The sequence below is a fragment of the Rhizobium leguminosarum genome (genome assembly GCF_010668065.1).
Lineage (GTDB): Bacteria > Pseudomonadota > Alphaproteobacteria > Rhizobiales > Rhizobiaceae > Rhizobium > Rhizobium leguminosarum_S.
Genome location: NZ_WUEN01000009.1, coordinates 157,400 through 171,463 on the forward strand (window position 1 = coordinate 157,400; position 14,064 = coordinate 171,463).

12 protein-coding genes are annotated in these 14,064 nt (G+C 61.7%); 9 read left to right on the forward strand and 3 right to left on the reverse strand.

Annotated features, from left to right (window positions below; all coding sequences use genetic code 11):
• Positions 1-48: 48 nt before the first annotated feature.
• Positions 49-1,083 carry a LacI family DNA-binding transcriptional regulator gene (locus GR198_RS23485; protein WP_029873559.1) on the reverse strand — a complete coding sequence of 345 codons (1,035 nt, stop codon included), beginning with the start codon at positions 1,081-1,083 and terminating at the stop codon, positions 49-51.
• A gap of 166 nt (positions 1,084-1,249) precedes the next feature.
• On the opposite strand from GR198_RS23485, the gene GR198_RS23490 reads away from it, so the two are divergent.
• From GR198_RS23490 to GR198_RS23530, 9 genes are all read left to right on the forward strand, one after another.
• Positions 1,250-2,224, forward strand: coding sequence for a substrate-binding domain-containing protein (locus GR198_RS23490; protein WP_029873560.1), 975 nt, complete (start codon positions 1,250-1,252; stop codon positions 2,222-2,224).
• 111 nt (positions 2,225-2,335) lie between these two features.
• A complete protein-coding gene (locus GR198_RS23495) occupies positions 2,336-3,334 on the forward strand; it encodes an ABC transporter permease (RefSeq protein ID WP_029873561.1) in 999 nt (332 codons plus the stop codon).
• A 10-nt stretch (positions 3,335-3,344) separates the two neighbouring features.
• On the forward strand, positions 3,345-4,157 hold the full coding sequence (locus GR198_RS23500; protein WP_028755778.1) for an ATP-binding cassette domain-containing protein: 813 nt from the start codon (positions 3,345-3,347) through the stop codon (positions 4,155-4,157).
• Positions 4,158-4,249: 92 nt separating this feature from the next.
• On the forward strand, positions 4,250-5,155 hold the full coding sequence (locus GR198_RS23505; protein ID WP_029873562.1) for a sugar phosphate isomerase/epimerase family protein: 906 nt from the start codon (positions 4,250-4,252) through the stop codon (positions 5,153-5,155).
• 118 nt (positions 5,156-5,273) lie between these two features.
• Positions 5,274-6,446 carry a Gfo/Idh/MocA family protein gene (locus GR198_RS23510; protein WP_029873563.1) on the forward strand — a complete coding sequence of 391 codons (1,173 nt, stop codon included), beginning with the start codon at positions 5,274-5,276 and terminating at the stop codon, positions 6,444-6,446.
• A 79-nt stretch (positions 6,447-6,525) separates the two neighbouring features.
• The gene (locus tag GR198_RS23515) at positions 6,526-7,467 is read left to right on the forward strand and encodes a sugar phosphate isomerase/epimerase family protein (RefSeq protein WP_029873564.1); all 942 of its coding nucleotides are present in this window, start codon (positions 6,526-6,528) and stop codon (positions 7,465-7,467) included.
• Positions 7,468-7,588: 121 nt separating this feature from the next.
• A complete protein-coding gene (locus GR198_RS23520) occupies positions 7,589-9,502 on the forward strand; it encodes a bifunctional 5-dehydro-2-deoxygluconokinase/5-dehydro-2-deoxyphosphogluconate aldolase (protein ID WP_029873565.1) in 1,914 nt (637 codons plus the stop codon).
• Positions 9,499-11,334 (forward strand): 3D-(3,5/4)-trihydroxycyclohexane-1,2-dione acylhydrolase (decyclizing), encoded by a 1,836-nt coding sequence (iolD, locus tag GR198_RS23525; RefSeq protein ID WP_029873566.1) that lies wholly within the window; start codon positions 9,499-9,501, stop codon positions 11,332-11,334. Before GR198_RS23520 ends, iolD begins: the two co-directional genes overlap by 4 nt.
• Before the next feature lie 119 nt (positions 11,335-11,453).
• Positions 11,454-12,638 (forward strand): hypothetical protein, encoded by a 1,185-nt coding sequence (locus GR198_RS23530; protein ID WP_029873567.1) that lies wholly within the window; start codon positions 11,454-11,456, stop codon positions 12,636-12,638.
• 15 nt (positions 12,639-12,653) lie between these two features.
• Here GR198_RS23530 and GR198_RS23535 read toward each other — a convergent pair whose 3' ends face one another.
• Both GR198_RS23535 and GR198_RS23540 read right to left on the reverse strand, forming a co-directional pair.
• Positions 12,654-13,667 carry a succinylglutamate desuccinylase/aspartoacylase family protein gene (locus tag GR198_RS23535; RefSeq protein WP_029873568.1) on the reverse strand — a complete coding sequence of 338 codons (1,014 nt, stop codon included), beginning with the start codon at positions 13,665-13,667 and terminating at the stop codon, positions 12,654-12,656.
• 31 nt (positions 13,668-13,698) lie between these two features.
• Positions 13,699-14,043, reverse strand: coding sequence for a RidA family protein (locus GR198_RS23540; protein WP_029873569.1), 345 nt, complete (start codon positions 14,041-14,043; stop codon positions 13,699-13,701).
• Positions 14,044-14,064: the final 21 nt, after the last annotated feature.

Genomic DNA, 14,064 nt, shown 5'->3' on the forward strand with positions numbered 1-14,064 from the left:
TAAGGCGGCTGGCCTTTTCGGCCAGCCGCCTTATGCAAACCGGGCGGTTCAAACGCTTTCGGGCGTAATCGTCTCGAAGGGCACCACGCGCTGAAGGATGGTTGTGCTGTCGCGGTGTTCCAGCGCGGCGATCATCGTGGCGATCAATTCGTCCGATATCTGATCCAGAGGATGGCACAATGCCGCCATGATCAGGCCTTCCGTCAAGCCCTTGCGCGTTTCCGGGCCGATGTCGCGGCAGACGACCCTGACCTTGTCCCGCTTTTCGACGGGTGCCTCGCGAAGAGCGCGCAGCACACCGGAAATTCCCCCTCCGACAATGAAAATGCCTCTGAGGTCATCGAGTTCTGAAAGCAGCTGGCTCACGATCCGGTAGGCTTCCTGCGGCTCCTCATGTGTGGGCCTGCTGTCATCCACCTGAAGATGGGGCGCGTGCTCTCGCATATAGGATCGAAAGCTCGCATCGGAGACATCCTGGCACTGATAGCGATGATTGCCGATGAACACTGCGATCCGGCCGGGCATCGGCGTGGTCTGAGCCAGAAACCACGCAGCCGTCCGCCCGAGCTTCCAATTGTCGGTGCCGACGAATCCGGCGCGATCCCGGGCGGACTGATCGGTTATATATGCAACGACTGGCTTTCCCCTCTCCCTGAGCGATTGGATGGTCTGCCCGATCAACGGGTGGTCACCCGCAATGACTGCAACTGCATCACAGCGTTTGCCAAGCGCTTCGAGCCGATCTGCAATATTTTGTGGCTCGAGGACATCGACGAAATCGACCACTGCCAAGACTTTTTCGTGTTGGCGTCTCGCGGCCGCCTCCGTGATCTTGGAGCCGAACAGCCGGTAGAGCTCACGGCTCGACTGCTGGAGAAGAAAGCCGAAACGATAATTCGGCAGGAGCCGCTGCCGGCGGTCCTCGATCACGCCGCGGCCATAAAATCCAATCTCTTCCGCGGCATTCTGCACCCTCTCGATCGTTTCCGCACGCACTGCGCCGGTACCTCCGAGGATGCGGTTGACCGTGGCGATGCTGACACCGGACGCCTGGGCAAGATCGGCAATGGTCGGTCTCTTCATGATATATTTCATTTCATTTTTGGATGAACTGAAATGATACATTAATTTCATCAAAACGCAATAGGCATTCCATTTTTGGCGGTCCGTTGATACAAATATTCCAGCGAGTTGGGAGCCTTGCTTTGAGGAATTGTTACTCTCGACCGCCTTTTTGGGAGGAAATCACATGAGTTTTTCTATGCGCGCCGTACGCGGGCTGCTGGCTGGCGCTGTTTTCGTTCTTGGCGCTTCTTCTGTCATGGCCGCGAATATTGCTGTCGTCGGCGGCAAGACCGACGACGAATTCTGGAGCCGCATCAAGAAGGGCGTCGATGATGCCCGGCTCGTCGTCGAGAAGAATGGCGGCTCCGTCAGCTATCTGCAGCTGCAGACCTACGACAATCTCGGGCCTGACGCCGCCCAGCTCGTCCGCACGGCCATCAGCCAGGGCGTGACCGGCATCGTGGTGCCGGACTGGGTGCCCGAGGCGGAAGACGAGGCCATCAAGGCTGCCGTCGCCGCCGGCATCAAAGTCATTCTCATGAATGCCGGCAGCATCGACAAAGCGCGCGAGCTAGGCGCGATCAACTATGTCGGCTCGGATGAATACACCGCCGGCAAGGCAGGCGGCGAATATTTCGCATCCAAGGGTGCGAAAAATATCATCTGCGTCAATACGCTCCCGGGCGCGGCAAACCAGGAAGCCCGTTGCAAAGGCGCCATCGATGGCATCACCGGAAAGGGCGGCGTCGGCAAGCAGCTGCCATTGCCGGCGACCAGCTTCGGCGATCAGACGGCAATCGCCGAGGCGGTCAAGGCGACACTGCTGCAGGACGACACCATTGACGGCGTCCTCAATGTTGGGGCTTCCGACGCCGATGCGGCTGCAAGCGGGATCGTTCAGGCGAACAAGGGCGGCAAGGTCGCGCATGGCACCTTCGACCTGAACGCCTCGGGGCTTGCCCGCATCAAGGATGGTTCGCAGACCTTTGCAATCGACCAGCAGCCTTACCTGCAGTCGCTGCTGGGGGTTTCGCTTCTCGCCGCGCATATCGACTACGGCACCAACCTGCCGACCGCACCGGTGCTGACCGGCCCGGGCATCGTCGATGCGGCGAACATCGACGCCACCCTGGCCGGCGTCAAGGAAGGCGCTCGCTGATCGTTCGAAACGGGCTCCGGCCCGCGGGATATCCGCGGGTCGAAGTTTATCGAGCGCGCGGACCACCGCGTCCGCGCGCCTGGAGATTCACGCCCAAACTGGGGTAGGCATATGAACAATCTTTCATTCGGCAACCTGTTGCGCCGTCCCGAGGCGGGTGCATTCCTCGGACTTGTCGGCGTCCTCCTGTTCTTCGTCATATTCGGCAGCACCAAGTTCCTGGAGCCCGCCGGCGCCGCAAGCTGGCTCAACGTCGCCGCCAATCTCGGCATTATAGCTCTTCCCATCGGACTTTTGATGATCGCAGGCGATCTCGACATTTCGATTGGCGCGATGATCCCCGCTGGCTCGATGACGGTCGCGGTCCTCTCGGGCTACTACGATCTTCCCATATGGGTCGGAATGCTCGGTGCGCTTGCCTTCGGCCTCATCGTCGGGTTGGTCAACGGTTACCTCGTCGTGCACACGGCCGTGCCTTCGCTGATCGTAACGCTCGGCACCCTCTTTGCGGTACAGGGCCTGATGCTTGGCACCTCGGTTCTCGTCACCGGCACCACGAGCGTGGCGCTGACGGCCGACCCCTGGGCAAAGTTTCTTTTCGGGCAGTTCCTGGGCGGATCGTTTCAGGTGATCATTCTGTGGTGGGTGGCCATCACCGCGGTCTTCATCTTCTTCATTCACTTCTCGCCTTACGGGAACTGGATTTTCGCGATGGGCGGAGACAAGGTCAGTGCCCGCAACGCCGGCATTCCGACGACCCGTCTGACGATGGTCCTCTTCGTTCTCTCGGCGATGAGCGCGTCCTTCGTCGGCATGTGTCAGGCCATCCTGTTCAATTCCGCGCAGGTTTCGGGCGGAATGACATTCATCTTCAACTCGATCATCTCGGTCGTCGTCGGAGGTGTGCTGCTGACCGGAGGCTTCGGGTCGGTGATCGGGATCTTCTTCGGCACGATCACCTTCGCCGTCGTCAACCAGGGCATCTACTTCACGACCTTCGACCGCAATTGGTCGAGCCTGATCATCGGCGTGATGCTGCTCGTGGCCGTCCTCATGAACAATACGTTCCGCCAGATGGCGCTAACCTATTCACCCAAGAAGAAGAAGTGAGAGCTGAGACATGGCTGGCCCAATTCTTGAACTTGAAAACGTCAACAAGTCCTTCGGCCCGATCGATGTGCTCTACGACATCACATTGAGCGTCCATCCCGGCGAAGTGCTTTGCCTGCTGGGTGACAACGGTGCCGGAAAGTCCACCCTGATCAAGACCTTTGCCGGTGTCTACAAGCCGACGAGCGGCACGGTGAAGTTCGAAGGTCGGCCGATCGTCTTCCAGAATCCGCGCGAAGCCGCAGACCTCGGCATTGCAACGGTCCATCAGTTCGGCGGCACCTTTCCGCTGATGAGCATCGGTCGGTCGTTCTTTGTGGGACGGGAACTGACCAAGGGCTTCGGCCCGTTCAAAATCTACGACCGCAAGGCGGCCAATGAAATCGCGGTCAAGGCGGTGCGCGAGTTCGGCATTACCCGCATCGACGATGGCGATCGCCTGATCGGCGGTCTGTCGGGCGGGGAGCGGCAATCCCTGGCGATCGCCCGAGCCGTCCACTTCGGCGCCCGGGTGCTGATCCTCGACGAGCCGACCGCCGCTCTCGGCGTCAAGGAGGCGGCGCATGTGCTGCGTATCGTCCTGGAAGCGCGCCGTCGCGGCCTCGCCGTCATTTTCATCACTCACAACGTCATTCACGCCATGACGGTGGGAGACCACTTCGCGGTGCTCATCAAGGGTGCGAAGGCGGCCGACTTCCGCAAGGGTGAAAAGACGCGCGAAGAGATTACCGACCTGATGGCAGGAGGCGAGGCCATGGCCGAACTCGAAGCCGAAATCGAAGCGTACTCGACGGCGCACAGCGGACATCCCCCGCCGGTCTGACCGACCGCCGCCGCGGATGAACTCCAGAAACTCTAAAGAGCTCGCCTACCCCGGCGGGATGGCCCAGCACAATCATCGGACGGGTAACAGCCATGAAGATTGCAATCGACCCCTTTATGCATCGCCACCTCTCACTCGAAGAATTGCCATCGAAAGTGGCTGAACTCGGATACGAGTGGATAGAGCTCAGCCCGAGGGCCGATTTTCTCGAGTGGTTCAAGGCGCCGCGCGTGTTTCCGGCCCGCGCCAAGGTATTCAAGAAAGCGCTTGCCGATGCCAATGTCGGCATTGCCTCGATCCTGACGATGTACCGGTGGGCCTCGAACGATGAAAATGAGCGGCAAGCTGCCGTCAAGCATTGGAAGCGCGCCATCGAGATCAGTGTCGAACTCGGCGTCGACACGATGAACTCGGAATTCGGCCGCGGCCCCCACCCGGACAAGGGTTCGTGCTACTGCTGCCATACCGGTTCCATGATCGAGGCCTGCGAAGACGCCTGGTGGCGTTCGATGGAAGAGTTGGTGCCGATCTTTGAAAAGGAAGGCATAAATCTGCACGTCGAACCGCATCCCGAGGATTGGTGCGAAACCCTGCAGCCGGCGCTCGATATCATCAGGACGGTCAACTCGAAGAACGTCAAGTTCCTCTATTGCGCGCCGCATACCTTCTACTTCGGCGATGATACCAAGGCGATGCTCCGGGAAGCAAAAGACGTGCTCGCCCATGTCCATGTCGGCGACACCTTCAACCACAAGGCCTCCTCGGGGCTGCGCTACATCCTCAACCCTCCAGGCACGCAGGCCAGGGTGCATCAGCACCTGAACATCGGCCAGGGCGAGGTTCCCTGGGAAGACTTCTTCAGCACGCTGGCGGAGATCGGGTTCGACGGCATCATGACCGCATGCGTCTTCGCCTGGGAGGACAAGGCCGACCACTCCGGCAAGTTCATGCGCGCCGAAATGCAGCGCTTCGTCGACAAGTACTGGACCGCGAAATAACGCGCGATGCCCCTCTAGCGGTTCGCGATGCAGCCAGGCGATTGGCGCGAGCGACCGCGACAGGGGTTCTGCCCAGAACGCTCAAACATCACAGACATCATTCCTGGAAGGACAGAAGATGATCAACGGAGAAAGATCCATCGAGCGCGCCCTGCGTTGGGGCATGGTCGGCGGCGGCCGCACCGGGCAGGTGGGCTACAAGCATAGAACCGGCGCCCAGCGGGACGGCACCTATCGGCTCATCTGCGGAGCCTTCGATCTCGACGCCGAGCGCGGACGCGACTTCGGCACGAAGATCGGCGTCGCTGCGGACAGATGCTATGGCGACTATAAGGAGCTGATCGCCAAGGAGGCCGGGCGTGAGGACAGTGTCGAGGTCGTCTCGATCGCCACGCCGAACTTCACCCATTACGAGATCACCAAGGCGTGCCTGGAAGCCGGTCTTCACGTGATCTGCGAAAAGCCGCTGTTCTTCACCGTCGCCGAATGCGACGAGGTCGCCAAGCTGGCGGAAGAGAAGGGCCTGATCGTCGGCGTCACCTACGGTTTCACCGGCCATCCGCTGGTTCATCAGATGGCGGCGATGGTCAAGAAGGGCATGCTCGGCGATATCCGCATCGTCGACATGCAATATACCCACGGCTTCAACGCGGGCGACGATGTCGGCGCCGGCGAAGCCGTGAAATGGCGCACCAATCCCAAGACGGCTGGCCCGACCTTCGTTCTGGGCGATATCGGCACGCACCTCTACTATCTCTCCGAAGTGGTGCTGCCGCATATGAAGATCGAAAAGCTGCTCTGCGACCGCAAGGCTTTCATTCCGACCCGTACACCGCTCGAAGACCACGCGACCGTTCTCATGCATTACGACAACGGCGCCCGCGGCCGTCTTTGGGTCTCTTCGGTGAATGCCGGGAATATGGGTTCGCAGCGCTACCGTTTCGTCGGCTCCAAGGCCTCCGTCGAATGGTCCGATTCCCATCCCGACCAGTTGATTTACGAGGTGCAGGGTGAACCGAACCGAACCTTGCATCACGGCATGCCCTACCTCGAAGAGGAAAGCCTCGCCTACGATCGCATGGGCGCGCTGCACACCGAAGGCCTGGGCGACAGCTGGGCGAATATCTACCTCTGGATCGCCCAGGCGATCGACGCAAAACGCCGCGGCGACGAGGCCTTCCTCAAGGGTCATCATTATCCCGGCATCGAAGCCGGCACCGAAGGCGTGCGCTGGCTGGAAAACTGCGTCCGCTCGGCAGACGCAGGTTCGGCCTGGGTCGAGTTCAAGTGATCGATCAAGGGGCGCGTCGGATCTCCTCCATCCTCCTCCCAGGCGCGTCCCCGACACCCTTTTTTAGAAAGACAATTACATGAAACTATCGATCTGCACCGATGTGATGGGCGACCTTTCCTTCACGGACATGCTCGACAAATGCGTCAAACTTGGTGTCGAGGGTATCGAGATGACTGGCGGCGGTTGGTCGCGCGGGCCGCACTTCCGTGCGGACGAGCTGCTGGCCGACAGGGGCCTGCTCAAGACCAAGCTGAAGGAAATCGAAGCCCGCGGCCTGGAAATCGCCGCGCTGAATTGCTCGGCAAACCCGCTCGATCCGGGTGACATGGGCAAGCGCCACCGCAAGGAAATGGAGGACACCATCCGGCTCGCCGGCGAAATCGGCGTGAAGAAGATCGTCACCATGTCCGGCCTGCCGGAAGCCGCCCCCGGCGACACGGTGCCGAACTGGCTCGTCTACACCAAGAGCTGGCCGAACGAGATGCCTGAGCGCGACCGATATCAGTGGGAAGATCGAACCTTCCCGCTCTGGCACGGCCTGGTCAAGCTTGCCGATGAAGTCGGCGTCGAAAAATATGCGCTGGAAAACTTCTCGGCCATGCTCGTCTGGAATCCCGAGACGCTCTTCCGTCTGCGCAACGAAGTCGGTCCGAAAGTCGGCATGAACCTCGACCCGTCGCATCTGATGTGGATGGGCGCGGACCCGATCGCCTCCGCCCGTGCTCTGGGCAATGCCATCCATCATTGCCATGGCAAGGATACCCGCATCGAGCGCGGCCTCGCCGATATCAACGGCTTGCTCGAGCTCAAGGACGTAACCGACGTCGCCAATCGCAGCTGGAACTATGTCGCCGTCGGCGCCGGCCATGACCTGCAATGGTGGAAGGAGTTCTTCTCCGTAGTGCGGATGGTCGGCTACAACGATTGGGTCAGCCTCGAGATGGAAGACTTCACCATGTCGACCGAGGCGGGCATCCAATCCTCCATCGATGCGCTGCAGGCAACAATCAGCCGCTGATGGACAGGCGCGGGCGGTCGTTCGCCCGCGCTCCCTTGCATTGGTCGTTTCTTGTGAAGAGGCCGACGATGCCCAACCCGATCACCATGACCGAATTCAATACTATTGCGAGGAAACCGACATGACCAAGACATTGGACGTGATCACGATCGGGCGAGCCGGCGTCGACCTCTATGGGGCACAGGTCGGAGGACGGCTGGAGGATATGGGGTCCTTCGAAAAATATATCGGCGGCAGTCCGACCAACATTGCCTGCGGCACGGCGCGACTGGGCCTCAAGTCGGCACTGATCTCCCGGGTGGGCGATGAGCATATGGGCCGGTTCATCCGCGAGGAGCTTGCCCGGCATGGCGTCGATGGCAGGGGCGTCGTGACGGATCCCGAACGGCTGACGGCACTCGTCATTCTTGGGATCCGGGACGAAGAACGTTTCCCGTTGATATTTTACCGGGAAAATTGCGCCGACATGGCGCTTTGCGAGAATGATATAGACGAGGCTTTCGTTTCCAGCGCCCGTTCGGTGCTGGTGACCGGAACGCACCTCTCCCATCCGTGCACGGAAGCGGCCGTGCTCAAGGCGCTCGGCTTTGCCCGCAAGCATGGGGCCAAGACGGCTCTCGACATCGACTATCGTCCAAACCTTTGGGGGGTGGCCGGCCATGGCGAGGGGGAAAGCCGCTATGTGGCAAGCGGGCAGGTGACCGAAAAGCTCCAGGCGACGCTTCATCTGTTCGATTTGATCGTCGGGACGGAGGAAGAATTCCACATCGCCGGCGGGACGACCGATACCGTGGCGGCACTGCGGGCCGTGCGCGCCGTGACTGCGGCAACACTCGTCTGCAAACGCGGCGCCAAAGGGGCGGTCGCATTCGAAGATGCAACACCGGACAATCTGGACGAGGGCATATCGGGCGAGGGTTTCCCGGTCGAAGTCTTCAACGTTCTCGGCGCCGGAGACGGCTTTTTCGCCGGGCTGCTGAAAGGCTGGCTTGATGGCGAGGATTGGCCGACCGCGCTCCGATACGCCAATGCCTGCGGCGCTTTTGCAGTCTCTCGTCACGGCTGCACGCCGGCATATCCGTCACTTCAGGAGCTGAATTTCTTCCTCGAGCGCGGCATGACGCGCGCCGACCTGCGTAATGATCCAGCGCTGGAGCAGATACACTGGTCGACCAACCGGCATGGCGATTGGTCCGAGATGCGAGTCTTCGCCTTCGATCACCGGATGCAGCTCGAAAGCATGGTGGGCTACACGCCGTCGAAGGGCGGCGCCTTCAAGGAGCTTTGTCTTGAAGCAGCACTCAAGGTGCAGAACGGGCGTTCCGGCTACGGAATCCTCTGCGACGACCGGATCGGCCGACGCGCACTCCACGCTGCCTCCGGGACCGGCCTTTGGATCGGCAGACCCTGCGAATGGCCGGGGTCTCGGCCGCTTAGCCTGGAGCCGTCACTCGGTCCCGATTGCGGGGGGCTTTCGGAATGGGCGCGCGAGAACGTCGTCAAGGTGCTCTGCTTCTGCCACCCCGATGACGACGATGCGACCTGGGCCCGGCAACTGGCGGACGTGCGGCGACTTTACGTGGCCTCGCGGCGCAACAGGCTGGAATTCCTGCTCGAGGTCATCCCTTCCAAGGTCGCAAGCATCACCACGGACACGACCGCGACGCTGATCCGCCGCTTCTACGCCGAAGGCATCTATCCTGACTGGTGGAAGCTGGAACCGATGGACGAGCCCGAAGCTTGGACGCAGGTCTGTGCCGCCATCGAGGACAACGATCGTCATACAAGAGGGATCGTGGTCCTCGGCCTGGATGCGCCGGAGGAGGTGTTGAAGGCGAGCTTCGAAGTTGCCGCAAGCTTCCCGCTCGTCAAGGGATTTGCCGTCGGCCGGACAATCTTCGGCTCGGTCGCCCGCGGCTGGTTCGAGGGCTCGATCAGTGACGAAGAGGCCATCGACGAGATGGCGAAACGATATTCCCGGCTTTGCACGGTCTGGGACGGCGCGCGGGCGCGCGTTCAGGAGGCAGCAGAATGAGCACGATACGACTGACCGCCGCGCAGGCCATGATGAAATGGCTCTCGGTCCAGATAACGGAGGATGGCGAGCGCTTCATCGAAGGCGTCTGGGCGATCTTCGGTCACGGCAACGTCGCCGGCATCGGAGAGGCGCTGCATGGGATTGGCGACGCCCTTCCCACATGGCGGGGTCAGAACGAACAGACCATGGCGCATGCGGCGATCGCTTATGCGAAGACATTGAAGCGCCGGCGCGCCCATGCCGTGACATCGTCGATCGGCCCGGGCGCCACCAATATGATCACGGCCTGCGCACTTGCCCATGTCAACAGATTGCCCGTGCTTTTCATACCCGGCGACGTATTCGCCAATCGCCGCCCCGAGCCGGTGTTGCAGCAGATCGAGGATATGAACGACGGGACCGTCAGCGCCAATGACTGCTTCCGGCCGGTCTCAGCCTATTTCGATCGCATCGCCCGTCCCGAGCATCTCCTGACTTGCTTGCCGCGAGCCCTATCCGTCATGACCGATCCCGGCAGCTGCGGCCCCGTTACGCTCGCCTTCTGCCAGGATGTGCAAGCAGAGCTCTACGACTACCCGGAAGCCTTTTTCGAACCGAAGGTGTGGCGCATCCGCCGTCCCGAACCGGATCCGCAGGAGGTCGCAGATCTCGCCGATGCCATCCGGGCTGCGCGCAGGCCAGTGATCATTTCCGGCGGCGGCGTCATCTATTCTGAGGCCGAGGCCGAGCTCGCCGCATTCGCGGAAAAGCATCATATCCCATTTGTTGAAACACAAGCCGGGAAGGGCGCCAACAGCTGGGAGCACCCGCTGAATTTCGGATCACCGGGTGTGACCGGCTCGGCGTCGGCCAATGCCCTTTGCGCCGAGGCTGACCTCGTGATCGGCATCGGCACCCGCTTCCAGGATTTCACCACAGGCAGCTGGGCGCTTTTCCGCAATCCCTCGCGCCGGCTCGCTTCGATCAATCTTGCCGGATATGACGCAACCAAGCATTCGGCATTGCCCTGCGTCGGTGACGCCAGGGTCACGCTGACGCGCCTGTCCGCCGCGCTCGAAGCGTATCGCGGGCCTGGCGTCGATGCCGGGAGCAGGACCGATTGGCACCAAACGGTCGAGCGCGTGACGGCGGCGCCGGAAGCGGACGGGCCTGGAAACCTGCCCACCGATGCGCAGGTCATCGGCGCCGTGCAGCGGGTGGCGACGGAAAACTCCGTGGTCATGTGCGCGGCCGGTACCATGCCGGGCGCACTGCAGGTGCTGTGGCAATCTGCCAAGGGCGGATACCACATGGAATATGGTTTTTCCTGCATGGGGTACGAAGTGGCGGGCGCCATGGGCATCAAGCTCGCTCGCCCTGACAAGGAGGTCATCTGCTTTGTCGGCGACGGCTCCTACATGATGGCCAATTCGGAAATCGCAACCGCCGTCATGCGGCGGGTGCCGTTCACCGTCGTGTTGACCGACAACCGCGGTTACGGCTGCATCAACCGCCTCCAGATCGAATGCGGCGGCGCCGAATTCAACAACATGTACAAGGACTGCAATGTCGACGTGCAGCCCGAGATCGATTTTGTCGCGCATGCCGCCTCGATGGGCGCCTATGCCGAAAAGATAGGGTCCATCGCCGAGCTCGAGGCACGCATCGCCGCCGCGCGGGAACGGAACATTCCGAGCGTTCTGGTGATCGACACCGATGCGGTTCCCGGAACCGATGCAGGTGGCCATTGGTGGGATGTCGCCGTTCCGCAGGTCGGCGGCCCGGAGCGGCTCGAACAGGCCCGCGCGCGTTACAACGAGAATGCCGCCAATCAACGCGCGTTTGATTGAAAGACAGGAACTTGGCTGAATGCTCCCGCCACACGGCGGACGCCCGCGCTAAAATATCAGTCTGGACACTATTATGGACGCGTGTTCTATAAAATGGACAGATTTGACGGGAGCACGCCATGCATCTTTCCATGTGGACTTATCCCTGGGACGTCCAGGACCAGGGGCTCGCCGCACTTGCCGCCGACCTTCACGACCGTGCTGGACTGACGACGGTCAGCCTGGCGACCTCCTATCATGCCGGCCGGTTCCTGCAGCCGCGCAGCCCGCGGCAGAAGGCCTATTTCCCCGAAGACGGGACAGTCTATTTCCGGCCGGATGAAAGCCTGTGGCAGGACAAGGTGATCCGGCCGCTGATGGCTGGGAATGTCACTGAGCGCGGCGACATGCTGGAAGCGCTCGTCAAGGGACGCGAGGCGACGGGTCTCAAGGTCTCTTGCTGGACCGTCTGCCTCCACAATACCCGCCTCGGCATGCTGCATCCCGATCACGTGACGCGGAACGCCTTCGGCAATCCCAACTATTACAATCTTTGCCCCTCCAGCCCGGCGGCGCGGGACTATGCCGTTACCCTTGTTCGCGACATCACGACCAACTACCGGCCCGATATGGTGGAACTCGAGAGCCCGAACTTCATGGGATTCGCGCACGAATACCATCACGAGAAAGATGGCGTCGGCCTGAACGCCGAAGATGATTTCCTGCTGTCGCTCTGCTTCTGCGACCATTGCACGGCGCGTGCCGAAAAGGCCGGTGTGCCGGTCAAAGGCGTGCGCCGGTCGGTCGCGCGCTTCATCGCCGAACTTTGCGAACGAGCTGTCCCGGAACGGCAATTCCCCGACTTCCCGGCAGCCGGCATCGACGCCTTTCGCGACCAGCCTGAGCTGCATGCCTATCTCACTTGGCGCAGCGAACCGGTGACCAGCCTGATCGGCGAGATCAAGGCGTCCGCCGATCCGGCAACCCGCATCGTGCTCATCGACCTGAAGGACGGCTGGCTCGGCGGCGTCGATCTCGCCGCCGCCGGCAAGCTCTGCGACGGGGCGATCCTCTGCTGCTACGACATGGAGCCGGATGCCGTCGGCGACGTCATCCAGACCGGCAGGGCGGCAATCGGACCGGGCAAGTTCCTCGGGGTGGGGCTACGCGTCTTCTATCCGGAGGTTGGTGGGCCTGCGATCCTGGCCGCACGCGCCAAGGCCGCCGTCGATGCCGGCGCTGACGGCGTGAACTTCTACAACTACGGCCTGATACCGGCAAAGCGTCTCGACTGGATCAAGGCAGCGGTCGACACAATCGCTTGAGCAGATCAGCGCTCCTCAGGATGCGATGGGTTCGGCGACCTGGATCAGGCAGTCGCCGGCCTGGCTGTCGCAATGCAGCCTCTGGGAAATGACAATGCCGCTCTCGGCAAAGCGCAGCTCTTCCTCCGGCTGCTCCAGGCGTTCGAGATCATGATACCATCCGGCAAGCTCGCCGGCGGAAACGGTGGCGCCGAGGGCTGCGGCCGGCTCGAACCAGCCTCTGCGGTTCGCATAGATGCCCTGGCTATGTCTAGATAGTGAAAGCAGCTGCAACGGTCCCGGCTCGGCGAGCGGCACGCGCGACAGGACCGGATGCTTCACGATGCCGAGGGTGACGAGCAGCCGGTCGATCGCCGCCGCCGTGAAAGCCATTGTCTCAGGCGTCACGGTACCGCCGCCGCCGAACTCGCCGGAAAGACCGATGGTTCCGGCCCTTGCCGCAGCACCCATCGATGTCGGTGCGGTCGGCCCGTTATCGGCGATGAAGGCATGCGCCGCACCCATGGCGCGCATCAGCGAAACGGACCGCTCGAAGCGAGCGGTATCGGCCTGCCGCTCGATCAGCGTGCAGGGCAGGTGGGCCATGGAGGTGCCGCCCGAATGCAGGTCGAGCACGACGTCATGGCGCGGAAAAAGTTCGTGTTCGAGGAAATGCGCGACGCGCGCCGTCGGCGACCCGCTGGGATCACCGGGAAACGCCCGATTAAGATTGCCGCCGTCGAAGGGCGAGCAGCGCTTGGCCGCCATCACCGCCGGCAGGTTCGCCATCGGCAGGATGGTGACGGCGCCGCGGATTTCGGCGACATCAAGCAGCCGCATCAGCCGGCCGAGCTGGAGTTCGCCCTCATATTCGTCGCCATGGTTGCCGGCCATCAGCAGCAAAGAAGGCCCCTCGCCATTTTTCAGGCGAAGGATCGGAATGCGGATCTGATAATAGGGCGACCGGTCGATCGAATAAGGAATGGCGAGGTGGCCGGCCTGCCGGCCCTCGCGCGAAAAGTCGATCGGATTGACGAGACCGCTATGCATGATGTCTCCAGTGCGAACGGTTGCGATGCCGTCAAAGGGCGGCGACGGCAGTCATTTCGACGCGCAGATCGGGATCGGCGAGACGAGCTTCGGTGCAGGCGCGGGCCGGCGGGTTTTCGATGTCGATCCAGTCATCATAGACGCTGTTCATCGCCTCGAAATCGACGATCGCCGGCAGGAAGACATTGACGGCGATAAGGCGCGAGCGATCGATACCCGCCTCTTTCAAAAGGGCGTCGATCTTGCCGAGCACGTCGCGGGTCTGATCCTTGATATCAGCCTTGCGATTTTCCGCGACCTGGCCGGCAATATAGACGAGGCCGCCGTAGCTGACGGCTTGGCTCATGCGCGAGCCTTTCTGATAACGCTGGATCATGGCGGGTTTTCCTTTTCTTGC

Bases quoted from the DNA above. Each gene is read 5' to 3' on its own strand.
- GR198_RS23485 (WP_029873559.1), bottom strand. From the start codon at position 1,083: ATGAAGAGACCGACCATTGCCGATCTTGCCCAGGCGTCCGGTGTCAGC.
- GR198_RS23520 (WP_029873565.1), top strand. From the start codon at position 7,589: ATGACCAAGACATTGGACGTGATCACGATCGGGCGAGCCGGCGTCGAC.
- GR198_RS23495 (WP_029873561.1), top strand. From the start codon at position 2,336: ATGAACAATCTTTCATTCGGCAACCTGTTGCGCCGTCCCGAGGCGGGT.
- GR198_RS23510 (WP_029873563.1), top strand. From the start codon at position 5,274: ATGATCAACGGAGAAAGATCCATCGAGCGCGCCCTGCGTTGGGGCATG.
- iolD (WP_029873566.1), top strand. From the start codon at position 9,499: ATGAGCACGATACGACTGACCGCCGCGCAGGCCATGATGAAATGGCTC.
- GR198_RS23535 (WP_029873568.1), bottom strand. From the start codon at position 13,667: ATGCATAGCGGTCTCGTCAATCCGATCGACTTTTCGCGCGAGGGCCGG.
- GR198_RS23515 (WP_029873564.1), top strand. From the start codon at position 6,526: ATGAAACTATCGATCTGCACCGATGTGATGGGCGACCTTTCCTTCACG.
- GR198_RS23540 (WP_029873569.1), bottom strand. From the start codon at position 14,043: ATGATCCAGCGTTATCAGAAAGGCTCGCGCATGAGCCAAGCCGTCAGC.
- GR198_RS23505 (WP_029873562.1), top strand. From the start codon at position 4,250: ATGAAGATTGCAATCGACCCCTTTATGCATCGCCACCTCTCACTCGAA.
- GR198_RS23530 (WP_029873567.1), top strand. From the start codon at position 11,454: ATGCATCTTTCCATGTGGACTTATCCCTGGGACGTCCAGGACCAGGGG.
- GR198_RS23490 (WP_029873560.1), top strand. From the start codon at position 1,250: ATGAGTTTTTCTATGCGCGCCGTACGCGGGCTGCTGGCTGGCGCTGTT.
- GR198_RS23500 (WP_028755778.1), top strand. From the start codon at position 3,345: ATGGCTGGCCCAATTCTTGAACTTGAAAACGTCAACAAGTCCTTCGGC.